Below are 24,442 nucleotides of genomic sequence, written 5' to 3' on the forward strand. Positions count from 1 at the left end.
TGAAGAACGCGGCGCCGCCCGCACGTGCGGGGCGGCGCCGTCAGGATTCGAGTTCACCGGCGACGATCTCGTCGCGATAGCACCAGATCCACGTTTCGCCGGGCTCGATTGAACGCACCAGCGGATGGCCGGTCGCGTGAAAATGCCTGCTTGCATGCCGGTTGGGCGACGAATCGCAACAGCCGACGTATCCACACGAAAGACAGAGCCTCAAATGCACCCACGGCTGGCCAAGCTTCACGCAGTCCTCGCAATAGTTTATGGACGTGTGGAGAATGCGGGCCGCGCCCAGGTGCGTGCAACCAGGGGTCATCATCGTACTCCTCGGACAGGTGCGCGCAGACGTGCGCGGATCAAGATTGCGCTTGCGCTCAAGCGCTAGTCAGATAGCGATGCACCAGCGCCACAGCCATCGCACCCTCGCCGACCGCCGACGCCACGCGTTTGATCGACGCGTGGCGCACATCGCCCGCGGCGAATACGCCAGGCACACAGGTTTCCAGATGCAGCGGCGCGCGTTCGAGCGGCCACTTCAGGTTCGCCCGATAATCCTGCAGGTCGGGACCGGTCACGAGATAGCCGCCTTCATCGCGCACGATGCCAACCTCCTGCGCCCATTCGGTCTGCGGCACACCGCCAATGCAGACGAAAAGCCAGTTCGTTCCTATTGTGCGTTGCCGGCCGGTGCGCAGATCGGTCAGCGTGATCTCCTGCAACACGTCACTGCCTGCGAGCGCGGTAACTTCCGTGCACGTGCGCACTTCAATGTTCGGCGCCGACGTGATGCGATCCACCAGGTATTGGGACAACGTGTTCTTAAGCGATGCGTCACGCACCAGCATATAGACGCGGTTGGCGGACTGCGAAAAATGCATGGCTGCCTGTCCCGCCGAATTGCCGCCGCCCACCACATAGACGTCTTCGCCATGGATCAGCGCGGCCTCGCTCGCGCCGGCGCCGTAATAGAGGCCGGCGCCGAGAAAACGCTCTTCATCCGCCAGGCCTAGCGTGCGATAAGCCACGCCGGTCGCGCAGATAGACGTGCGCGCCGTGATACGTGTGCCGTCTTCCAGATACACGATGCCCTGCCCGGGCAGAAATTCCGCGCGCACGCCGGCGCGAGCCAGCAGGATTTCGGCGCCGAACTTGACTGCCTGGGCGCGCGCCCGTTCAGCGAGCTCCGCGCCGCTCACGCCCTGCGGAAAGCCCAGATAGTTCTCGATTTTCGAACTGCTGCCGGCCTGGCCGCCCAGTGCCAAACGCTCCACCAGTACGGTGTGCAGCCCCTCCGACGCACCGTACACCGCCGCGCTCAGCCCTGCCGGTCCAGCGCCGTAAATCGCCAGATCGTAGGCCTCACGGGATGGGCTCGCAAACCAGCCGAGCTTCTCTGTGATTTGCCGGACGGTGGGACATTCGAGCCGCGTTCCGTCGTGGAAAACGCAGACCGGCAGGCGCGAATCGGAAAGATGCTGCACGTGCGCCAGTTCCTTCGCTTCCTTATCGCTGCCCAGCTCGATCCATTCGAACGGTATGTCGCAGCGATGCAGGAAGTCGCGTATCGCATAGCCATTCGCGCTGCGCATGCGTCCATAGATCCTGACCATGAATATGCTATCCGCCATTGAGGAGGTTCAGAACAGTCTTTCGTTTCTCGCGCTTCACAAGCAGACGGCCCCGCCAGGATAACGGCGGCAGGCCGTCTGCGTTCTGCGCAGGCTGTACCACGATCTCGTAGCCTCGATGTTCAAACACGTGCGTTTGCATGACCCGCTCCGGTTTCGTATCAAGGCGTCAATCGGGAAGCACGAACTCGGTACGCATGTCTTCGATCACCTTCTGGAGATGATGTGCGCAATCCGCGCCGGGGTCATTGAGCGGCACTATGTTCCAGTTGCGGCCGGATGCGTCCGGCGGGTGCCGCTCCGGCAGCGGTATGCGCATGCGCAGAACGCCCGGCGTGTCAGCGGCGATTTTCGCCATGCGGTTCTGCAGTTCATCGCGAATCTGCTCAGCGCTTCGAACGGTCTTCGGCATCGGTCTGCCTCCCTCGGTCGCTCGTCCGGATCGTGACTGAACGGCGCATGCGTTCCTCTTGCACAAGCATGCGCCAACGATGCTTTAAGTCTAGTCGCTAATCCGGATTTGTTTGGACAATCGGTCGCTTCCGCGGACTGCATCACGGGAGGGCGAGCCGCGAGGCATCGGTCGTATGAACGATTGATGACCGTGACCGGTCGGCGCGTCCTGTGCGGGCCTGGGTGCGAGCGGTTAGTGACGTTGTCCCCGATGAGCGCTGCCCAAATGGCGTCTTCCATATTGCGCTCGTCGGGGTACAGTGCATGGAACTGCTGCTTCGGGCAACTTGCCGCGAAGAACCCGCGCAAACGCATAGGGCCGTAGCGTGTGTGCGTCACGCGCCCGTCGAATGAACTGGGCACGGTGCATGTGCAATCGATGCACACGCACGGTGCGTACGCGGCGCAGCAACGGCCGCCCGGGAGCTAATCATGGAAACGAAGAAAAGCTGGCTGCGCAAGGACCTCGATGCATTGCGTCTGCAGTGGGACATGCTCACCTTTTATGAACGATTCGAGCAGCTTGTCGCGCATGTGCTGAGCGTCGTGATTTCCGTCATCACCCTGGTGTCGCTCTGGCAATTGATCCGCGCGGTGATTGCATTGCTGGTTGCGGACGCGCTGAACCCGCTGGATCACGCGGTGTATCAGACCATCTTCGGCATGGTCATGACGCTGCTGATCGCTATGGAATTCAAACATTCGATTACGCGCGTGATGGCGCGGCGCGATCACATCGTGCAGGTCAAAACGGTGCTTCTGGTTGCACTGCTGGCTATTGCCCGCAAATTCATCATTCTCGACCCCGCCAGTGCGCCCGCCCAGATCGCGGCGCTTGCGTTTGCGCTGGTGGCGCTAGGGAGCGTCTACTGGCTGATGCGGCAGCGTGATGACCCGGCCGACGCGACAGCCGCCGAGCGAGCGGAGCGCGATCGCGTGGCCCTGGCGCAGCGACAGCAAGGGGTACGGCCCGGCGAAGGCGGGCAGCGCGACACGTGACCCGACTCGCCATGCCCGTCACGTAATGACAGCGTACGCGTCGGGGTAGCGGACGGCGAAAACGTGTCGGATCTCTGCGCCCCCGCTGCGCGGCTTTCAGATGTGAAGGCATCGCAGCATTGCGCAAAAACCGCGCAGACCCAGGGAAGAAAATCCTCCCCCGCGTGCCCTACCGTGGACGGACGCGTGCGGTGCAAGGCATAGCCCGCGCGCGTTAGTCCGTCAACGAACCGCCAAGGAGCAGCGATGAGAACCGACGAAGGCATCAAACGCGATGTGGAGTACGAACTGAAGTGGGATCCAGACATCGATGCATCAGATATCGGAGTTGCGGTCAAGGACGGCGCGGTCACCTTGTCCGGTTTCGCGCGCAGCTTCCGGCAAAGGCGAAAGGCCGAGGAGGACGCGACGCGTGTGCGCGGCGTGAAGGGAGTCGCAAACGATATCGAGGTTCGCTTGCCTCTGATCAACAAGCGGCCCGATCCGGAGATCGTGCGCGAGATCATTGCCCAACTGAAGGCCGAGCTGCCTTATGCGTCGGACGACATCAAGGCAATCGTGAGGGACGGACTTGTGACGCTGAAGGGCGAAGTCGAATGGGACTACCAGCGCCGCCGCGCCGCCGACACGGCGCTGCGGGTGAGCGGCGTAACCGGCCTCGCGAACGAGATCGAGGTCAAGCCGAAGATCAAGCCCGACGACCTCAAGCGCAAGATCGACGACGCGTTCAAGCGCAACGCGGAGGTCGACGCACAGCACATCACGGTCGAGGCCGAAGGCAATAAGGTCGTCCTGCGCGGCAAGGTCCGCTCATGGGCCGAGCGCGAGGAGGCCGAGCGGGTGGCATGGCTTGCCCCCGGTGTGATGCAGGTCGACAACCGGATCACCGTCGATTACTGACGGGCTGGGGCTGCAGACTTTCGTGTCCGCCCGTAGCGCAAAAAAAAAAGGCGTCACGTTTCCGTGACGCCTTGAAAAGTTCTAGCCATTCCGAGGGCCGTGCTAGAACCTGAGAGACGGTATTCGAAAGTTGGACGGGCGCGCGACTAAAGACGCTGGTCTCTAAGCTCGAGACAGGCAACTGCGTGGACTGTTACGGGGGGCTATTAAGGCACTCGGCCAGACACTCCGCGAGCCACGGCTGGTTCAAAACTTCAAAATGCAGAACCTGAAACCGTCTTTCGAAATGAGATTCCATTTTTTATGGTTATGCTGACTAAGTCAAGCAAAATCTAAAGAGCTTTCATGCGCCTCGGAAAAATATTCCGATACAATGAATGTTCTGATGAAAAATGGGTGTACATGCCCCATTTTGGGGCTCCGAGCAGGTCCTTTCGCCAGCCTTGCCGACAGGTAAGTCGAACAAAAAACTGAAATATAGTTCCACAAAAATGATATGAACCGACCCACGCCTTCCCGAACTGCCCCGGCCCAGACCCCGGCCCCAGCCAAAGACAAAGACGGCTCGGGCGACGAAGTCACGGCGCTGGCACGCGGCCTGACCGTGCTGCGATCGGTCGCCGCGGCCGACGCGCCGCTCAGCAATCGCGAACTGGCCGAGGTAACCGGCATTCCGAAGCCCACTGTCTCGCGAATCACCGCCACGCTCGTCAGCGCCGGTTTTCTGTTCCGCCTGCCCGATAGCGAGCGATTCGTCCTGACCTCGTCGGTACTGGAATTGAGCAACGGCTTTCTGCGCAACTTCGACATCCGGGCAAGAGCGCGCCCCTTTCTCATCGAACTCGCCGAACGCACGGCGTTGTCCGTGCATCTGGCCGTGCGCGACCGGCTCGACATGGTAGTGATCGACGCAATCCGGCCGCGCTCGGCAGTGCTGGTATCGCGTCTCGAAATCGGCTCGCGCATGAGCCTCGCGCGCACCGCGGTTGGTCGCGCCTACTTGTCGGCGCTCGCGGAACCTGAGCGGGAAAAGTTATTGATTGGCTTGCAGGCCGCCGAGGGCGACGACTGGGGCCATATCGGCAGCCGTCTGACCACCGCCCTACGGGAGACCGCGGAGCAAGGTTTCGCGATCGCCACCGGCGAATGGTACGACGGTCTAAACGCCATCGCCCTGGGATTCATCGGCCCCTCGGGCGAGCGCTATGCGGTCAATTGCGGTGGCTCGGCGGATCAATGCCCGCGCGACTGGCTGATCTCGCGCGCGGCGCCGGCGTTGATCGAGTGCATCGGCAAGATCGTTCTCGAGATCGGCGGCACGCCCGGCCGCCGCCTGGATAATTGAGATACGCCGACGCTCGCGCGGCGGCGGCCACGGCATTTGCAACCGCCCGCCGCGTACTGTAACTTTCGTAATCAATCGAAAAATAGACGGGTGGACTGTTACAGCGCCCGCAACGTAGGATCACGCATTCCCGTCGCGGGCGCGCACGCCCGGCTTACCGCTATCACCCTTTCGATAACGTCCCGCCGACCTGCCATGATGGCCCTTTGCGTTAACATCTCTGTCCCGCGCCTCGGGTAGCATCGCGCTGAACATTTGTGGCGCGTCCGCTGTCGAAACCGCCTGTCATGCCGCCTGCGTGCCGGCCCGCCGAACTGTCGCGGCGGCGCAATCGCATGAGCGGCTCACATCAAAGCCAGTCACCAGACCGAACCGATGGACGAACAACAAAAGTTTTCGGAAACCACACGCCCTGCCGCTCCGGCCTCCCAAGCCGGTTCCCAACCGTCCTCCACCGGCAAGCCTGCTGGCGCTCCGGGCCCGCTGCCGGCTTCAGCCAGAAGTCATCGCGGCCGCAATATCGCGCTGATCGTGGCGGCGCTGGTTATCCTCGGGGTCGTGTTGTGGCGCTGGCATCCGTGGGGTGCGCCCGGCGGCACGACCGCGGCGGGTGCAAGCGGTGCCCGTGGGGGACGCGGCGGCGCCGGTTTCGCCAACATGGCGCAGCCGGTGCACGTGGCAACCGCCACACAAGGTGAGATGCCGGTCGTACTGACCGCGCTCGGCACGGTCACGCCGCTCGCCAACGTCACGGTGCTGCCGCAGTTGAGCGGCGTGCTGCAGGACGTGTATTTCAAGGAAGGCCAGATGGTCAGGAAAGGCGACGTGCTCGCCCAGATCGACCCGCGCCCCTACCAGATCTCGCTGGAAAACGCGCAAGGCACCCTCGCGCGCGACCAGGCGCTGCTGCAAACCGCCCGCCTCGACCTGAAGCGCTATCAGACGCTGCTCTCGCAAGACTCCATCGCGAGCCAGCAGGTCGATACGCAAGCCTCGCTGGTGCGGCAGTACGAAGGTACGGTGAAGTCCGACCAGGCGAACGTCGATACCTATAAGCTCGACCTCGTCTACGCGCGCATCACCGCGCCGGTGTCGGGGCGCGTCGGCTTGCGCCAGGTCGACCCGGGCAATTATGTAACGCCGAGCCTGACCAACGGCATCGTCGTCATTACGCAGTTGCAGCCGATCAGCGTGATCTTCACGACTTCCGAAGACAACCTGCAGCAGATTCTCCAGCAGACCCAGAACGGCGCGAAGCTCTCGGTCACCGCGTACGACCGCAGCAATACGACGTCGCTTGAAGGCGGTCAGCTCGAGACCCTGGATAACCAGATCGACACCACCACCGGCACGGTCAAGCTGCGCGCGATCTTCGCGAACGAGAAGAACCTGTTGTTCCCGAATCAGTTCGTCAACACCCGCCTGCTGGTGAATACGATCAAGGACGCAGTGATCGTGCCGACGCCGGCCGTGCTGAACGGCTCGATGGGCCAGTTCGTGTACGTCGTGAAGCCGGACAACACGGTGACCGTGCGCCCGGTCAAGATAGGACCGGTGGACGGCGAGCGCACCAGCATCAAATCCGGCCTGCAAGTGGGCGAGCGCGTCGTGATCGACGGCTCGGACCGGCTGAAGGAAGGCGCGAAGATCACCATCCCGGCCGACCGGCCGCGCGGCGCGTCGGGTGCCCGCGGCGCCAGCGGCGCCAACGGAGCCGCGGCGGCATCGGGCGCCTCCGGCGCACGCGGGCATCATCGCAAACACGCGGCGCAAGCCTCGGAATAAAGGCACGACGACTCCTGCATGAATCCATCCCGCGCCTTTATTCTGCGCCCCGTCGGCACCGCGCTGCTGATGGCGGCAATCATGCTGGTCGGTCTCGTCGCGCTGCGCTTTTTGCCGCTCTCCGCGCTGCCCGAGGTCGACTATCCGACGATCCAGGTGCAGACCTTCTATCCGGGCGCGAGCCCGGACGTGATGACCTCGTCGGTCACCGCGCCGCTCGAACGGCAGTTCGGGCAGATGCCGTCGTTGAATCAGATGTCCTCGCAAAGCTCGGCCGGCTCGTCGATCATCACGCTGCAGTTCAGCCTCGATCTGCCGCTCGACATCGCCGAGCAGGAAGTCCAGGCGGCGATCAATGCCGCGGGCAACCTGCTGCCGTCCGACCTGCCCGCGCCGCCGATCTACGCGAAGGTCAATCCGGCCGACGCGCCGATCATCACGCTCGCGATCACCTCGAAGACGATGCCGCTCACGCAGGTGCAGGACCTGGCCGACACGCGTCTCGCGCAAAAGATTTCGCAGGTGGCGGGTGTGGGTCTGGTGAGCCTGTCGGGCGGTCAACGCCCGGCCGTGCGGATTCAGGCGAACCCGCGCGCGCTTGCCGCGTACGGTCTGAATCTGGACGATTTACGCACCACGATTTCAAACCTGAACGTCAACACGCCGAAGGGCAACTTCGACGGTCCGACGCGCAACTACACGATCAACGCGAACGATCAACTCACCGATGCCGACGCTTATAAGAGCGCCGTGGTTGCGTACAAGAACGGCCGCCCGGTCATGTTGACGGACGTCGCCAATATCGTGCAGGGCGCGGAGAACACCAAGCTCGGCGCATGGGTCGACAACACGCCGGCGATCATCCTGAACGTGCAGCGCCAGCCGGGCGCGAACGTGATCCAGGTGGTCGACAGCATCAAGGCGCTGCTGCCGCAACTGCAACAGTCGCTGCCCACCGCGCTCGAGGTGCAGATCGTCACCGACCGCACCACCACGATCCGCGCTTCCGTGCGCGACGTGCAGTTCGAATTGCTGATGTCGGTCGTGCTGGTGGTGCTGGTGATGTACCTGTTCCTCGCCAACATCTACGCCACCATCATCCCGAGCCTGTCGGTACCGCTGTCGCTGATCGGCACGCTTGCCGTGATGTATCTGTGCGGCTTCTCGCTCGACAACCTGTCGCTGATGGCGCTGACCATCGCCACGGGTTTCGTGGTCGACGACGCGATCGTGATGATCGAGAACATCGCGCGCTATGTCGAAGAAGGCGAGTCGCCGCTGGAGGCCGCGCTCAAGGGCTCGAAACAGATCGGCTTCACGATCATTTCGCTGACGGTTTCGCTGATCGCCGTGCTGATTCCGCTGCTCTTCATGGGCGACGTGGTCGGGCGCCTGTTCCACGAATTCGCGATTACGCTCGCCGTGACGATCGTGATTTCGGCCGTGGTCTCGCTCACGCTCGTGCCGATGATGTGCGCGAAACTCCTGCGCCACACGCCGCCACCTGAAAGCCACCGCTTCGAAGCCAAGGCCCATCAGTTTATCGACTGGGTGATCGCCCGCTACGCGGTCGCGCTGACCTGGGTGCTGAACCGGCAACGCTCCACCCTGTTCGTCGCGTTGCTCACGCTGGTGCTGACCGGCGTGCTGTACGTGTTCATTCCGAAGGGCTTCTTCCCGGTGCAGGACACCGGTGTGATCCAGGCGATCACGCAGGCGCCCCAATCGGTGTCGTATGCATCGATGGCCGAGCGCCAGCAGGAACTCGCCACACAGATCCTGAAGAATCCGGACGTCGAAAGCCTCACCTCGTTTATCGGTGTGGACGGCAGCAACATCACGTTGAACAGCGGCCGCATGCTGATCAACCTGAAACCGCGCGACGACCGCAGCAACACCGCAAGCGAGGTGATCCGCCAGTTGCAGCAGGACGTCGCGCATATTCCGGGCGCCTCGCTGTACATGCAGCCGGTGCAGGATCTGACGATCGACTCCACGGTCAGCCCAACGCAGTACCAGTTCATGCTGACCGACCCGAACATCGGCGAATTCACCACGTGGGTGCCGAAGCTGATCGACCGGTTAAAGCAGTCGCCCGAACTGGCCGACGTAGCCACCGACCTGCAGGACAACGGCCAGTCGGTCTACATCGAAATCGACCGCGCCACCGCGTCGCGTTACGGCATCACGCCCGCTACCGTGGACAGCGCGTTGTACGACGCGTTCGGCCAGCGCATCATCTCGACCATCTTCACGCAGTCGAACCAATACCGCGTGATTCTCGAAGCGCAGCCGTCGATGCAGCACTACACAGAATCGCTGAATTCGATCTACCTGCCCTCTTCCACCTCGACGGGCGGCCAGGTGCCGTTGTCGTCGATCGCGAAGTTCATCGAGAAGCCCGCGCCGCTTCTGGTCACGCATCTGAGCCAGTTCCCGGCCACGACCGTGTCGTTCAACCTCGCGCCCGGCTCCTCGCTTGGCGCGGCGGTCAAGGCGATTAGCCAGGCGGAGAAGGATATCGGCTTGCCGGCATCGTTCCAGACGCGTTTCCAGGGCGCGGCACTGGCGTTCCAGGCGTCGCTGTCGAACGAACTGTTCCTGATCCTCGCGGCAATCGTCACGATGTATATCGTGCTCGGCGTGCTGTACGAAAGCTTCATTCACCCGATCACGATTCTCTCGACGCTGCCCTCGGCGGGCGTCGGCGCGCTGCTCGCGCTGCTGATCACCGGGCACGATCTGGACATCATCGGCATTATCGGTATCGTGCTGCTGATCGGTATCGTGAAGAAGAACGCCATCATGATGATCGACTTCGCGCTCTACGCCGAGCGCGAGGAAGGCAAGTCGCCGCGCGAAGCCATCTATCAGGCCTGTCTGCTGCGCTTCCGGCCGATCCTGATGACCACGCTCGCCGCCCTGCTCGGCGCCCTGCCGCTGATGCTCGGCACCGGCGCGGGCTCGGAGCTGCGCCGCCCGCTCGGTATCGCGATTGCCGGCGGTCTGATCGTCAGCCAGCTGCTCACGCTGTTCACCACGCCGGTGATCTATCTCGGCTTCGACGCACTCGCTCGGCGTGTGCGCGAGCGCTTCAATCGCGGCAACCCGGTGCCGCCCGCCACCGATTCGGGGAACTGAGCGATGAACCTGTCGCGTCCGTTTATCTCCCGGCCGGTCGCCACCACGCTGCTGGCGATCGGCATTGCGATGGCCGGCATTTTTGCGTTCACCAGGCTGCCGGTGGCGCCGCTGCCGCAGGTCGACTTCCCGACCATTTCGGTGCAGGCCAGCTTGCCGGGCGCGAGCCCGGACACGGTGGCGACCAGCGTCGCCAGTCCGCTCGAACGGCATCTCGGCTCGATCGCCGACGTCACCGAAATGACCTCGCAGAGCTCGGTCGGCTCCACGCGCATCACGTTGCAGTTCGGGCTGAACCGCGACATCGACGGCGCCGCGCGCGACGTGCAAGCGGCCATCAACGCCGCGCGCGCCGATCTGCCGGCGAGCCTGCGCAGCAATCCGACGTATCACAAGGTGAATCCGGCCGACGCGCCGATCCTGATTCTCGCGCTCACGTCGAAGACATTGACCGCCGGCCAGTTGTACGATTCGGCGGCCACCGTCTTGCAGCAATCGCTGTCCCAGGTGGACGGTGTCGGCGAAGTGGACGTGAGCGGCTCGGCCAATCCGGCGGTGCGTGTCGAACTGGAACCGAATGCGCTGTCGCACTACGGGATCGGCCTCGAAGACGTGCGCGCGGCGCTCGCCGCCGCCAACGCGAACAGCCCGAAAGGCTCGATCGAGTTCGGCCCGAACCGCGTGCAGATCTACACCAACGACCAGGCGAGCAAGGCCTCGCAATACAAGGATCTGGTCATCGCGTACCGTAACGGCGCGGCGGTGAAGCTGTCCGACGTGGCCGAGGTGGTCGATTCGGTCGAAGATCTGCGCAACCTGGGTCTTTTCAACGGCAAGCGTTCGGTGCTGGTGATTCTGTACCGCCAGCCGGGCGCGAACATAATCGACACGATCGACCGCGTGATGGGCATGCTGCCGCAGTTGCACGCGTCGCTGCCCGCCGACGTCGACATTGCGCCGGCCGCCGACCGCTCCACGACGATCCGCGCGTCGCTGAAGGACACCGAACGCACGCTGATGATCGCGGTGGCGCTGGTGGTGATGGTGGTGTTTCTGTTCCTGCGCAACTGGCGCGCCACGCTGATTCCGAGCGTGGCCGTGCCGATCTCGATCATCGGCACGTTCGGTGCGATGTATTTGCTGGGCTTCTCGATCGACAACCTCTCGCTGATGGCGTTGACGATCGCGACCGGCTTCGTGGTCGACGACGCGATCGTGGTGCTCGAAAACATCTCACGGCATATAGAAAACGGCGTGCCGCGCATGAGGGCCGCTTTCCTCGGCGCGCGCGAAGTCGGCTTCACGGTGCTGTCGATCAGTATCTCGCTGGTGGCCGTGTTCCTGCCGATTCTGCTGATGGGCGGGATTGTCGGGCGGCTGTTCCGCGAGTTCGCGCTGACGCTGTCGCTGGCGATCGGCGTGTCGCTGATCGTCTCGCTCACCTTGACGCCGATGATGTGTTCGCGCTTGCTGCGCGAGCCGCACGAGAAGAAAGAAGAAGGCCGCTTCGGGCGCTGGCTCGAACGCGGTTTCAGCGCGATGCAGCGTGGTTACGAGCGCACGCTTGGCTGGGCGCTGCTGCATCCGCGCCTGATCGTGACGATTCTGCTTGCGACTATCGGCCTGAACATCTGGCTGTACATCATTGTGCCGAAGGGCTTCTTTCCGCAGCAGGACACGGGGCGCCTGATCGGCGGCATCCAGGCTGACCAGAGCACGTCGTTCCAGGCGATGAAGGGCAAATTCTCGGAGATGATGGAGATTGTCGGCAAGAATCCCGCGGTGGACAGCGTGGCCGGTTTCACCGGCGGCCGGCAGACCAACTCCGGCTTCATGTTCGTGTCGCTCAAGCCAAAGAGCGAGCGCAAGTTATCCGCCGACCAGGTGATTCAGCAACTGCGCGCGCCGCTCGGCGACGTCGCCGGTGCGCGGACCTTTCTGCAGGCCGTGCAGGACATTCGCGTGGGCGGACGGCAATCGAACGCGCAGTATCAGTTCACGCTGTTAGCCGATTCCACCCCCGATCTGTACAAGTGGGGGCCGAAGCTCACCGAGGCGTTGCAGGCGCGCCCCGAACTCGCGGATGTGAATTCCGATCAGCAGCAAGGCGGCCTCGAAGCGATGGTGACGATCGACCGCGCCACCGCAGCGCGCCTCGGCATCAAGCCGGCGCAGATCGACAATACCTTGTATGACGCGTTCGGCCAGCGCCAGGTGTCGACGATCTACAACCCGTTGAACCAGTATCACGTGGTGATGGAAGTGGCGCCGAAGTACTGGCAGAGCCCGGACATGCTGAAGCAGATTTACATCAGCACCTCGGGCGGCAGCGCGAGCGGCGCGCAGACCACCAATGCGCCGGCCGGCACGGTGACTGCGCAGCCGACCTCGAGCGCCACGAGCGCGACCACTGGCGGCACCGCGGGCACGACGGCATCGAGCGCGGCGAGCATTGCTGCCGACTCCGCGCGCAACCAGGCGATCAATTCGATTGCGGCGAGCGGGAAATCTAGCGCTTCGTCGGGCGCGGCGGTCTCGACGGCAAAGGAAACGATGGTGCCGTTGTCGGCGATTGCGAGCTTTGGGCCGGGCAATACGCCGTTGTCGGTGAATCACCAGAGCCAGTTCGTGGCCTCGACGATTTCGTTCAATCTGCCGCCGGGGGTGTCCTTATCGACAGCGACGCAGGCGATTTACGACACCATGGCGCAGATCGGCATGCCGGGGACGATTCACGGCAGTTTCCAGGGCACGGCTCAGGCGTTCCAGCAGTCGATGTCCGACCAGCCGATTCTGATTCTGGCCGCGTTGGCGGCGGTGTATATCGTGTTGGGGATGCTGTACGAGAGCTATATCCATCCGTTGACGATTTTGTCGACGCTGCCTTCTGCGGGTGTGGGGGCGTTGCTGGCTTTGTTGCTGTTCAGGACGGAGTTCAGCATCATCGCGTTGATCGGGGTGATCTTGCTGATCGGCATCGTGAAGAAAAACGCCATCATGATGGTGGACTTTGCGATTGAGGCCTCCCGGCAGGGGTTGTCGTCGCGGGATGCGATTCATCAGGCGTGTCTGCTGCGGTTCCGGCCGATCATGATGACGACCTGTGCCGCGTTGCTTGGGGCGTTGCCGTTGGCCTTCGGGCACGGGGAAGGGGCTGAACTGCGGGCGCCGTTGGGGATTGCGATTGTGGGTGGGTTGATTGTTAGTCAGATGCTGACGCTCTATACCACGCCGGTGGTGTATCTCTATATGGATCGGATTCGGGTGCGGTGGGAGAAGAGGAAGGGGCGCCGCGCTGGGATGGCGGCGGGTTAATGGTTTGGTTTTGGGTTTTGCCTGCCCGGCTGGGAGGGGCCTTCGCGGCGCTTTTTTGTTGATCTGGGCTTTGGCGTTGTCTTGCTGTGTTCTTGTGGTCTGGCCTGGTGTTTGTCTTTTGGCCTTTCCTTGTTTTCTTATCGGTCTATTAGCGTTCCCCCTGTGCGGGGGGGCACTTACTTTCTTTGCCGCCGCAAAGAAAGTAAGCAAAGAAAGCGGCTTCACACCGCCAGCTCATAAGCGGGTCCCCCGCACAGCCACGGTAGTGGTGCATCTGGAATCCGTGCCCCCGCACACTCCGCGTTAGCGACAAGGCGCTCATCAGCTCCCACTCCGCACTGCGTGCGTCGCGGACGGGTCCGCCAGGGAAACCAGTGGGGTTAATTCGCGCAGCGGGAGCCATCGGCTTCGCCTCGGCGAGACGCTCCTGCTCTGATTGGTGAACCCACTTCAAATGAGATGGTAGTACGTCGCTTTTGCTCTTGCTTTGCGATCGCTGCCGCGGTGGCGCTTGCAGCCGTGAGGCAGCGACGAGTCAGGAACTGGGTAAATCGGGGGAGCAAAAACCTGGGAGCGGTTTTATGAACCGGGTATCGGCGCGCGCAGCGCCGCCGGAGGTATGACGCCCTTGTCACCAGCGCCGAATGTGCGAGGACACAGATTCCAGATGCACCACTACCGTAACTGTGCGGGGGACCCGCTTATGAGCTGGCGGTGTAAAGCCGCTTTCTTTTGCCTACTTTTCTTTGCGGCCGGCAAAGAAAAGTAGGTGCCGCCCCGCACAGGGGCAACGCTAATAGACCACTAACACAGCAAGGAAAGGCCAACAGACCAACAACAGAACGGACCACTAACAAAGCAAGCAAAGGCCAAAGAGCCAGACCAACAAAAAAAGCGCCGCGAAGGCCCCCAGCCGGGCAGGCAAAAAACCCAACCCTTAATTTCAAAGCCCCTGCCCAACAGCAAGCAAAAAAATCCGCCGCCACTGTTTAGCCTGCCGCTCGCCCGGCATGGGCAAAACCCAAACCTGATGCCTGGCATCTTTAACTGTCAAAGCGACCTGCCACTGAGCACCATGCCGCTGCACCTCGGCCCCCAGCAGATCGGCAAAAATATAGGCCCCCTGCTCGCCGCCAAGGCGAATCTCGCATAGCCGCTTCCCAGCAGCAAGCCGGACCGCCCCCCAGGTCCCTTTAATCTCATGAGTCCAATCGCCGTCGCGAATATTCGGCGCGACTTCCTTCCGACGCCGCCACCAGTAAACAACCGCAGCAATCAGAAGCAAAACAACCAAAGCAGCAACCGCAACAGCCACGGCCAAACCCCAAGCCGCCTGCAAGGCATAAAACGCCCGCACAGCCCCATACACCAGCGCGATCAGCGCAATGAACGCTACAAGAATCGGCATCGCAAACTCGCCAGGCAAAAAAATCAGCCTAGCACAGCCCACCTCAACTCCTCAGGCAAGAAACCATTGCGAAAAACGCACCGCCAAGCCAGGCCAAGTCAAGCCAAAACATCGCCCGACCCGGCCCAGCCCGATCATCAAGGCTGTTTATGCGCCGCCGCCCAGTCCTTCACCGCCTTCAGCGTATTCTCGACATGCTTCTCCGGCGACAAGCTCGTGTACTCGTAAATGATCTTGCCATCCGGTGCGATCACGTACGACACGCGATTAGCCATCGAACTATGCATCGGCATGCCGGCGTCATAGGCGCCAATCACCTTCGCATCGGCGTCGGCCGCCACCGGGAATTTGCTGCGGCATTCGCTCACCGAAAACTTCGTCAACGTATCAATGTTGTCGTGCGACACACCGATCACGGTCGCGCCATACTTCTTGTACTCGTCGACAGCCTCGGCAAACTCGTGCGCTTCGATCGTGCAACCTTTCGTGAAAGCCGCCGGGTAGAAATACAGCACCACCGGCCCTTTCTTCAGTTCGTCAGCCAGCGAATAGCTGTAAGTGTTGCCGCCGAGCGATGCCTGCGCGGTAAATTGCGGCGCGGTATCGCCCGGCTTGAGCGTGGCCGAAGCCGTCAGCGAATGCACTGCGAATCCCACGGACAGGACGGCGGCAAACACCGTCGGTATAAGCTTCCTCTTCATCTGCGATCCCTCGAAATGTTAGTGCACATGGGCGCGTGGCCGACATCATCTGCCGGAGGCCGAGGCGTTTGGCCAGACCCAGCAATCTTCACACGCTATTGGACCACGTACACACTAGGTACGTCAGAATCCCCGAAAAGGATGCATCAGGCCGCTTCGTCAATATGCGCGCCGAACCACGCCGCAGCGGACAGGTTCAGCTCGGCCAGCACCTCGGGCGTGAGCGCCGCAAAACCTGGCGGCGCATCCGGTCCGGCCGCGATCGAGGCGGCATCGCCCCCCTCGCCGGCCGTCTCGGCAATCCGCAACAAGGTGCCCAGCGCGCCGCCGCGCGTGACGATCGCTTCGCGAATCTGCGGCGCGAGGCCGAGTTTCTCGAGAACCGCCGCGGGCGTGCTACCGACCACCACGTGAACCAGCGAAAAAATGCCGGTCATGAAAGCGGCATCGGCAAACTCGTCATCGCCCGGGCGCAGCCAGCCGGCGGCCAACTCCATCAGGCGCGAACGCGTACCGGCCAGTTGCACCAGCGGGTCGGCGCGCCACGGCAGCTCGCCGCTGTCCGCGTACAGCAGCAGTTGCGCCCAGCGGGCAATCTGCCGCGTGCCGGTCGCAAGGATGGCTTCGCGCAGCGAGGCAATATTGCGCCCCAGCCCGAACGCGCTCGAATTGACGAGGCGCAGCAACTGCACCACCACGCTCGGGTTCAGCTTGAGCTCGGCTTCGAGTTCGAGAATCCCGGCATCACGCGACAGCAGCGCCAGCAGACGCAGCAGGCCGGGCCGCGGCGAGCGGTTGCGCGGCGCGCTCAGCACCTGCGGCCGGGCGAAAAAGTACCCCTGGAACAGATCGAAGCCAAGCTCGCGAGCCAGCGCAAAGTCTTCGCGCGTCTCGACCTTTTCCGCGATCAGTGTCTTGCCATGGCTGCGTATCGTCGAGGCCAGCCGGGCCAGCACGGACCGCTCGGCCTGCAGAAAATCGATCTTGACGATGTCGGCGTACGGCAGCGCGGCCAGCAGCTCGTCGGACAGCTCGCAGACATCGTCCAGCGCCACCTGGAAGCCCGCACGGCGCAATTCGGTCAGCCGGCGCCCAAGCTGCGCATCGAACTGGACGGTTTCCAGGATCTCGAGCACAAAGCGCTCGGGCGGCATCAAATGGACAATGTCGTTAAAGAGCAGCGCGCGGTCGATGTTGACGAAGCCGCGGTGCTGGCCCAGCACGGCCGCCACGCCAATGCCGCCGATCGCGCGCGCTACCACCTGCGCGGTTGCCTGAGCGTCGTCGCTGACCTCGGCATAGTTATGCGCGCTGGCTCGAAACAGCAATTCATAAGCGTTGAGCGCGCCATCGCGATCGAGAATCGGCTGGCGGCCCAGATAAACAAACTGTGCGCCGGACGCCGGGTCGGCGTCTTCGGCACCCTGCTCAAGCACCTCGACGTGCCGGGGCATGGCCCCGGCAAAGTGACGTTCAGACATGGCTCATCGGTGCAAGTATTCGGAAAGCTACGCAGCGACGTCTCAGCCGGCACTGCACAACGGGTTTGCCGTATTAACGGACGTCAGGCCGTTGCACTTTAACCGAATCGCTGCCGCCGCGACGGCGCCCGCGCCGCCGCTTCCTTACCGTTTGTTTTTTGTAGCGAGCGCTAAAGATTTCCCGCCGCGGGTCGTTATCTTGTTCTGATGGGGCGGCCTGATACCTCTTGACCGCCCGGACACGGTGGGCGGCGAGCCGCACCGCCTGCAGACGAACACAGGTTGCCAGCGACAAACATGGAAGCGAACAGGATCACCGCGCCCCGCCGGGGCTCCTTGCGAACGGTCATCGACCGGTTTCGCGCGCTCGGCCGACGCGCCTACGGCAAGCCGGAGCCACGCGCAAGCCGCACGGCGCAACTGGAACAGGTGGTCGGCGCCGTCGACCTGCTGGCGCACATCGACGAAGAACTGCGCTTCCTCTACGTTTCCGACGCCAGCCTGCGCTTCATCGGCTATCACCGGGAATACCTCGAGACCATCACGCTGCACGATCTCGTGGCGCCCGCCGACGTGCCGCGCCTCGACGCGCTGCTGACGCGCGCCACGGCCACGGGGAACGTCGAGAAAGCCACGCTCGGCCTGATCAAGTCGCTGACCTATCCGATCACGGTCGAGCTGCGGGTGGTGCGCAGCAACCACGACGGCATCGACGGCTACGCGATCGCCGGTTTCGACGTGTCCGCCTGGCGCGCCACCGAGGAGCGCCTGACCCAGGCATTGCACCTGGACCGCCTGACCAACCTGGCCAATCAGTCGGCGCTGATCCCCGCGCTGCTCGACGCGCAACAGCAGGCCGACGCCCACGGCACACCGGCCGCCCTGCTGCTGCTCGACCTCGACGACTATCAGCGCGTGAACCGCGCGCTCGGCTACGATGCCGGCGACGAGATGCTGCGCGATACGGCGCGGCGCCTATTGAATATGACGAACCCGAACGAGACGGTGGCGCGAGTGGCCAGCGACGAGTTCGCGATCCTCGTGAAGCCGGCCGCGAGCCGCACGGACGCGGCCGCCGCGGCCGAAGCGCTGGCGCGCCGCCTGTTGACCGCGATCCAGCAGCCGTATGTCTTTAGCGGTCAGCAGGTGCATCTGTCGGCGAGCATCGGCATTGCACTCTACCCCGACGTGCGGCACGCCAACGACACCGCCGCGCACGACACGCACCTGCTGCGCTGGGCCGACCATGCGCTGCTGCAGGCCAAGGCCGCCGGCGGCAACACGCTCGCCTTCTACGTACCGGACGACAATCCCGCCGACGCGGAGCGCCTGAAGCTGGAAGCCGACCTTTACGACGGCGTGCGCAACGGCGAGTTCTCGCTGCATTTCCAGCCGATCACGAGCAGCCGCACGCATGGCGTGGTCGGCGTCGAAGCGCTGATCCGCTGGCTGCACCCCGTGCACGGCCTGGTGCCGCCGTCGATGTTCATCCCGCTCGCGGAGTCGATCGGCCTGATCAACTTTCTCGGCAACTGGGTATTGAAGGTCGCCTGCATGCAGTTGATCCAGTGGGATGCACGCGGCATCAGCTTGCAATACGTGGCCGTCAACGTGTCGCCGCAACAGTTCCGCGATCCACGCTTCAAAGACGCCGTGCGCGAAGCGATCGAGCTGACGGGCATCGATCCGCGCCGGCTCGTGTTCGAGATCACCGAAAGCCTGCTGATGCATGACCCTGCTCACGCCAAGGGTTTGCTCGAAGAATTGACGGCGATGGGCATCCGCTTTGCAGTCGACGACTTCGGTACCGGCTATTCGAGTCTGGCTTACCTGCAACGATTCCCCCTGGCCAAACTCAAGATCGACAGGAGTTTTGTCGAGAATCTGCTAACCTCCCGGAACGATCAGGCAATCGTTAGCGCGGTCGTCGGACTCGCACAGACACTCGATCTCGAACTGGTCGCCGAGGGCGTCGAAACGGAAGCCCAGCGCGCGCTGCTCACCGAGATGGGTTGCGACCACATACAGGGGTGGCTCGTGTGCAAGGCGTTGCCGTCCGACGAGCTCGCGCAGCGATTCGAAACGCGCACGCTGCACCTGCACACCGCATAGCGATGCAGACAGCACGCGTGCGCAGCGCAAGATGCCGGCCTGATGCCGGCGTGGCATTCTTTGGAACATGTATGGTTTTTGCGGGACTCACATGGTAAAGGCGGCGGTGCTCGACCGGCTCTGGACGCGAATGAGCGAGCGCGGCGATTTCCCCATGCTGTCGCAGTCGTTGCGCACCACCATGGCGGCGATGAACAACGACGACCTCGACTTCACCGGCCTCGTGCAGGTTGTCTTGTCGGATTTCGCCCTGACGCAAAAAGTGCTGCGGCTCGCCAACTCGGCCATGTACATGGCGTTCGGCGGCAACATCACCACCGTGTCGCGCGCCCTGATGGTGCTCGGCATGGACGCAGTCGGCCATCTGGTGGTCGGTCTGAAAATCGTCGATCACTTTCATCACAGCGCGCCACGCCGCATCGACGCGAAACTCGAATTGAACCGCACGCTGCTGTCGGGCTGCGTCGCGCGCAAGCTGACCGAGCGCGGCGATCTGCGCGCCGGCGAGGAAGCCGTGGTCTGCACGCTGATGCGCCAGATCGGCAAGCTGCTGGTGGTGTTCTACCTCGACGCGGAGTGGGATCAGATCCGCCGCCATATCGACGACGGCGCACTCGAAGCCGATGCCTGCGTGCTGGTGCTCGGCGTCACGTTCGAGGAAATCGGCGCCGAAGCCGCGGTGCGCTGGCGCCTGCCCGACATGATCCGCTCCGGCATGGGCGAGTTCGACCCGCTGGATGTCGAACAGCCGCGCCAGGTGCAGTGGCTGCGCGCCATCACCAACTATTCGACGGCGGTCGCCGACGTGCTGACCCAGCAGAACATGCCGGACTGGGAGCGCGAAGAACGCATCGCCGAACTGGCGCGGCAATACAGCTACGCACTGAATACCGATCCGGACGTGCTGCATCAGATGAGCGTCGCGCTCGCCCGCGAAGAAGGCGGCGACGGCGTGATGCGCGAGATCGTGGAGTTGCGCGCCAATGCGGACGCGATCGCGCGCGAGGCGCTCGATCCGCAAGCGCGCATCGCGGCGGGTGTGGGCGATCTGCGCGGCCTGCCCGACAGCAGCCCGCTCGCGCCGGCGCTGGCCCTGGCCGCGGAAACCGTGCTGGCGGCGCTCGGTTTTGCGCGCACTGTCGTGTTCGTCAAACACAGCAACGGTACGTTCAAGGCGCGCCTCGGGCTCGGTCCGAAGATCGACGCGGCCATGCCGAAGCTGTCGTTCAATACCGCGTTCGAGCCCGACGTGTTTCATCTGGCGATCGCGAACTCGGTGGGCATCTTCATCGAGAACGCGCGCGACCCGAAGATGGTGGCGCGCTTACCCGAATGGTTCCGACGTTCGTTCGACGATGCCCGCGCCTTCGTACTCTTGCCGGTAGTCGACGAAACCGATCAGACAGTGGCGCTGCTTTACGGCGACTGGTCGCATGCTCACGAGCCTCGACGAATATCGCAGAAGGAAATGAGCGCGTTGAATGAGCTGGCGAGGGAGTTAGGACGTTTTTTCGGCCTGGGGCAGATGCAGGAAATGGAGACGATGTGAAGACGTGGCGTGATCGTTGATCACGGTGCTTCACTCTCACCGGTTTTGTATTTGCCCTACGTCGCGACGCTCAGATGTGGGAAGTGTAAAGGCCGGCATGCGCAGCATGCCGGCCTTTGCTTCAAACCCCGGGCCCCTGTTGCCCGCTTCAATCTTCAATCCTCGATCCGCTCCAGACCCTCGGCGCTGTGATCCCCGACGCCGGCCCAGGCTCCGGCCGCGAGACCAAGCACCGCGATCTCTTCCACCGTCAACGGTTGCAAACGCGCGCTCAAGGCTTCGAGCTCGTCCCACGCGCCGCGCTCGAGCGCTTCGACCGCGGTCAGCAACAAGCCCAGCACGCCCTGCCGATGCAGAATGCCCGCCTGGATCGGCCGCGACAGCGTCAACACATTCAGCGTGCTTTCGAGCGAACCGCCGAACACCGCATCGACAAACGAAAACACCCCGGTCAGAAACGCCGCATCGGCTTCGTCGCGCCCGGCTTCGGGCAAGCGCTCGATCGCCAGCTCCATGAACCGCGCACGGGTTGCCGCGAGTTGCAGCAGAGGATCGTCTTCCAACGCCACCTTGCGGCCGTCCGCATACAACAGCAACTGGGTCCAGCGCGCGATCCGGTTCGTGCCGGTTGCGTTGATCGCTTCGCGCAGTGTCGTGACCTTGTGGCCAACTGCCAGTCCGCTCGAATTCGCCAGCTTCATCAGATGCATGACCAGCACCGGGTTCAACTTGAGTTCGGCTTCGAGTTGCGCGACGGTCGGGTCGCCTGACAGTAGCTGCAGCAGATTCAGCAAGGCATGCCGCGGTGCACTGACACGCCGCGTTGTCGAAGTCTGCGCACGCGCGAAGAAGTAGCCCTGAAAACGGTCGAAACCCATACCGTGCGCGGCTTCAAAATCGGCTTGCAAATCGAGGCCCTGCGCGATCAACAACTTGCCCGCCGATTTGAGCACGCTCGTCAATTTGGGCAACAGTGCCGGCGACGCGTGCGTGAAATCGATCTTCACGACTTCCGCGTAGGGCAGCAGTTTGGCAAATGTTTCATCGGGCTGCGTCACTTCGTCGAGTACGAAGCGATAGCGCCGGCCGTGCAACTGGACGATACGCGCAATCAGTTCATCGTCGACGTGCATGGACGGCGACAATTCAAACATGAAGCGCTCAGCGGGCAGGTGCAGAATCGAATCGTCGAACAGCATCTCGCGGCTTACATCCACGTAAGCTGGATGCCCGGTGAGCGCACTACGCACATTGCTGTGCAGCAGACCGCGCAGTACGGCGCGCGCCACGCGTTGCGCCGGCTCGGGCGCGCGGCCTGGCAAGCCATCGGCGGCCGCGGCCGGATCGGCGCCATGGGCCGCCGCCGCGTCGGGTTCGTCGGCTGCGGGCAAATCCGGTGCGCGCACTTTGATTTCATAGCCGCACAGCATGCCGTCACGATTCAGAATCGGCTGCCGCGCGAAGCTGGCGTTCAATTGCGCATCGTCCGAAGCCCTCGCCTGCCTCGGATTCTCGATTGCGATGCTGGTCATTCTGCTCCCCCGCAAAGCGCCGCCCCGGCGCTTACTGCTGTATTTTGGTTTTCGCTGCACCCATTGCGCACATCCACAACCTGAAGCCCTTTGGGTACGCGGTACGCCCGGCGATTTTAGCGCAGGCCATCGCGCGCGGACATGTCAACGCCGCAATATCTCGAAATAATTGGAAGTCATTGAGCGCCCGTCTCGCTGAAGGCCGGGGCAGAATCGACGATACTCTTGTGCAGTGCAAAAGCGTTCGATCACGTGCACCACTTTGCCGCAGTCCCGCCTCTAACCACCAAGGAAAATCATGGACGTCAAAAGCGTGCTGTCAAATGCCTTCGCGATGCCGATCACGAGCCCGGCATTTCCGATGGGGCCATATCGTTTCATCGACCGGGAATTCCTGATCATTACCTACCGTACCGATCCGGACAAACTGCGCGCCGTGGTGCCCGAACCGCTCGAGATCGGCGAGCCGCTGGTGCATTACGAATTCATTCGCATGCCGGATTCGACCGGTTTTGGCGACTACACGGAAAGCGGTCAGGTGATCCCGGTGTCGTACAACGGGGTGGCGGGCAGCTACACGCTGGCCATGTATCTGGACGACCACCCGCCGATCGCCGGTGGCCGCGAACTGTGGGGGTTTCCGAAGAAACTAGCCTCGCCGGTGCTCGAAGTGCACACCGACACACTCGTCGGCACGCTCGATTACGGCCCGGTGCGCATTGCCACCGGCACAATGGGCTACAAGCATCGGCAACTGGATCTCGCGCAACAGCAGAAACGCCTCGAAGCGCCGAACTTCCTGCTGAAGGTGATTCCGCACGTCGACGGCACACCGCGTATTTGCGAACTGGTGCGCTACTACCTGCAGGACATCACCCTGAAGGGTGCATGGACGGGTCCCGCGTCGCTCGAACTGGCGCCGCATGCGCTGGCGCCGGTCGCCGAATTGCCGGTGCTCGAAATCGTCGAGGCCCGGCATCTGCTGGCCGATCTGACGCTCGGACTCGGTGAGGCCGCGTTCGATTATCTCGATCAGCCGAAGGCTAACCTTCGCTGATCGGCTGCGGCGCCACCGCATACGTGGCGCTCCAGATGCAAACGGCCGCATCAGCGGCCGTTTGCATCTCATGTGTGCATCTTAATCACTCAGTTCGCTCGATTCCCACGCTTTACTTCAACACCACCTTCACATCGAAGTACTTGGCGGCGAAGCGGTCGATCGTGCCGTCGGCCTTCAGTTCCTTGAGCGCCTGGTTCAACGCGTCCTTCAACGCCTTGTCGCCCTTGCGGATGCCGAAGCCCACACCCGCGCCGAGCAGCTTCTCATCGGTGACGGGCGGGCCGGCGAATTCGAAGCCCGCGCCTTGCGGCTTCTTCAGGAAGCCCTTCGAGGCCGCTTCCGCGTCCTGGAACGCGGCGTCCAGACGACCCGATGCGAGGTCGGCGTAAATCTGATCCTGCGTCTGATACGGCACGACGTCAACACCCGCCGGCGCCCAGCGCGCCTTCGCGTAGGCTTCCTGAATCGTGCCTTGCAGCACGCCGACGTGCTTACCCTTGAGCGAGGCCGGCGTAGGCAGCAGACCGCTGCCCTTCTTCGCGATCATCTGATTCGGGATCGTGTAGATCGGATCGGTGAAATCGATGGCCTGACGGCGCTGTTCCGTGATCGTCATGTCCGAGTTGATCGCGTTGAACTTGCGCGCTTCCAGTGCCGGAATCAGGCCGTCAAACGAATTCTCGACCCATACGCATTTCGCCTTCAGCTTTGCGCAGACGGCATTGCCGACGTCGATATCGAAACCTTGCAACTCGCCCGACGGCGACTTCGATTCGAACGGCGCATACGACGCCTCGACACCGAAGCGCACTTCCTTGATATCCGCCGCGGATGCGACGCCTGCCGTTACCGTTGCCGTCGCGAACAGCGCGAGCGCGGCCATGTTTCGCCAATTGATCTTCATTACGGGTGTTCCTCTACGGTATTGAATAAGACGAAGCCGAATCCGGGCCAGCATGATTGCCGCGCCAAAAATACGATTCAAACTCCAGCGGCCGCTGTGGTGCAGCGCAACAGCCGCGCGGGCGGGATTGTA

Annotated in this window: 17 protein-coding genes; 9 read left to right on the forward strand and 8 right to left on the reverse strand. The window is 62.9% G+C overall.

Annotated features, from left to right (window positions below; all coding sequences use genetic code 11):
* Window positions 1-40 precede the first annotated feature (40 nt).
* The 3 genes from AC57B6_RS36190 to AC57B6_RS36200 form a co-directional block, all read right to left on the reverse strand.
* A complete protein-coding gene (locus tag AC57B6_RS36190; protein WP_025495870.1) occupies window positions 41-313 on the reverse strand; it encodes a UBP-type zinc finger domain-containing protein in 273 nt (90 codons plus the stop codon).
* Between the two features lie 58 nt (window positions 314-371).
* Complete coding sequence (locus AC57B6_RS36195; RefSeq protein ID WP_102857488.1) at window positions 372-1,607, reverse strand: NAD(P)/FAD-dependent oxidoreductase; 1,236 nt, start codon at window positions 1,605-1,607, stop codon at window positions 372-374.
* A 187-nt stretch (window positions 1,608-1,794) separates the two neighbouring features.
* Window positions 1,795-2,037 (reverse strand): hypothetical protein, encoded by a 243-nt coding sequence (locus AC57B6_RS36200; protein ID WP_030102603.1) that lies wholly within the window; start codon window positions 2,035-2,037, stop codon window positions 1,795-1,797.
* A 473-nt stretch (window positions 2,038-2,510) separates the two neighbouring features.
* Between AC57B6_RS36200 and AC57B6_RS36205 the strand changes: the two genes are divergently transcribed.
* From AC57B6_RS36205 to AC57B6_RS36230, 6 genes are all read left to right on the forward strand, one after another.
* The gene (locus tag AC57B6_RS36205) at window positions 2,511-3,077 is read left to right on the forward strand and encodes a phosphate-starvation-inducible PsiE family protein (RefSeq protein WP_025495867.1); all 567 of its coding nucleotides are present in this window, start codon (window positions 2,511-2,513) and stop codon (window positions 3,075-3,077) included.
* 246 nt (window positions 3,078-3,323) lie between these two features.
* Window positions 3,324-3,977: a BON domain-containing protein gene (locus tag AC57B6_RS36210; RefSeq protein WP_102857402.1), complete on the forward strand. Its 654-nt coding sequence runs from the start codon at window positions 3,324-3,326 to the stop codon at window positions 3,975-3,977.
* 496 nt (window positions 3,978-4,473) lie between these two features.
* Complete coding sequence (locus AC57B6_RS36215) at window positions 4,474-5,322, forward strand: IclR family transcriptional regulator (RefSeq protein ID WP_046565819.1); 849 nt, start codon at window positions 4,474-4,476, stop codon at window positions 5,320-5,322.
* Window positions 5,323-5,697: 375 nt separating this feature from the next.
* The gene (locus AC57B6_RS36220) at window positions 5,698-7,107 is read left to right on the forward strand and encodes an MdtA/MuxA family multidrug efflux RND transporter periplasmic adaptor subunit (protein ID WP_252888970.1); all 1,410 of its coding nucleotides are present in this window, start codon (window positions 5,698-5,700) and stop codon (window positions 7,105-7,107) included.
* A gap of 18 nt (window positions 7,108-7,125) precedes the next feature.
* Entirely contained in the window at window positions 7,126-10,248 is a 3,123-nt protein-coding gene (locus tag AC57B6_RS36225) for an MdtB/MuxB family multidrug efflux RND transporter permease subunit (RefSeq protein WP_144193605.1), read from the forward strand.
* Window positions 10,249-10,251: 3 nt separating this feature from the next.
* Complete coding sequence (locus AC57B6_RS36230; RefSeq protein ID WP_496423122.1) at window positions 10,252-13,563, forward strand: efflux RND transporter permease subunit; 3,312 nt, start codon at window positions 10,252-10,254, stop codon at window positions 13,561-13,563.
* 943 nt (window positions 13,564-14,506) lie between these two features.
* Here AC57B6_RS36230 and AC57B6_RS36235 read toward each other — a convergent pair.
* The 3 genes from AC57B6_RS36235 to AC57B6_RS36245 all read right to left on the reverse strand — a co-directional run bounded on the left by AC57B6_RS36235 (window position 14,507) and on the right by AC57B6_RS36245 (window position 17,153).
* Window positions 14,507-14,971 (reverse strand): hypothetical protein, encoded by a 465-nt coding sequence (locus tag AC57B6_RS36235; RefSeq protein WP_252888969.1) that lies wholly within the window; start codon window positions 14,969-14,971, stop codon window positions 14,507-14,509.
* Between the two features lie 137 nt (window positions 14,972-15,108).
* Window positions 15,109-15,672 carry a peroxiredoxin gene (locus AC57B6_RS36240; RefSeq protein WP_030102597.1) on the reverse strand — a complete coding sequence of 188 codons (564 nt, stop codon included), beginning with the start codon at window positions 15,670-15,672 and terminating at the stop codon, window positions 15,109-15,111.
* A 146-nt stretch (window positions 15,673-15,818) separates the two neighbouring features.
* On the reverse strand, window positions 15,819-17,153 hold the full coding sequence (locus tag AC57B6_RS36245; protein WP_030102596.1) for an EAL and HDOD domain-containing protein: 1,335 nt from the start codon (window positions 17,151-17,153) through the stop codon (window positions 15,819-15,821).
* Window positions 17,154-17,450: 297 nt separating this feature from the next.
* Here AC57B6_RS36245 and AC57B6_RS36250 point away from each other — a divergent pair, with 297 nt between their 5' ends.
* Window positions 17,451-19,265: a putative bifunctional diguanylate cyclase/phosphodiesterase gene (locus AC57B6_RS36250; RefSeq protein ID WP_216752813.1), complete on the forward strand. Its 1,815-nt coding sequence runs from the start codon at window positions 17,451-17,453 to the stop codon at window positions 19,263-19,265.
* Between the two features lie 91 nt (window positions 19,266-19,356).
* A complete protein-coding gene (locus AC57B6_RS36255) occupies window positions 19,357-20,814 on the forward strand; it encodes an HDOD domain-containing protein (protein WP_030102594.1) in 1,458 nt (485 codons plus the stop codon).
* 155 nt (window positions 20,815-20,969) lie between these two features.
* On the opposite strand, the gene AC57B6_RS36260 is transcribed toward AC57B6_RS36255, so the two are convergent.
* A complete protein-coding gene (locus AC57B6_RS36260; protein WP_106353511.1) occupies window positions 20,970-22,346 on the reverse strand; it encodes an EAL and HDOD domain-containing protein in 1,377 nt (458 codons plus the stop codon).
* Window positions 22,347-22,644: 298 nt separating this feature from the next.
* Here AC57B6_RS36260 and AC57B6_RS36265 point away from each other — a divergent pair, with 298 nt between their 5' ends.
* On the forward strand, window positions 22,645-23,403 hold the full coding sequence (locus AC57B6_RS36265; protein WP_496423123.1) for an acetoacetate decarboxylase: 759 nt from the start codon (window positions 22,645-22,647) through the stop codon (window positions 23,401-23,403).
* Between the two features lie 112 nt (window positions 23,404-23,515).
* Here the strand turns inward: AC57B6_RS36265 and AC57B6_RS36270 are convergent, their stop codons facing one another.
* On the reverse strand, window positions 23,516-24,310 hold the full coding sequence (locus AC57B6_RS36270) for an ABC transporter substrate-binding protein (protein ID WP_046565831.1): 795 nt from the start codon (window positions 24,308-24,310) through the stop codon (window positions 23,516-23,518).
* Between the last annotated feature and the right edge of the window lie 132 nt (window positions 24,311-24,442).

This window comes from Paraburkholderia sp. BGA-UO-ETr-F12, from assembly GCF_059567945.1.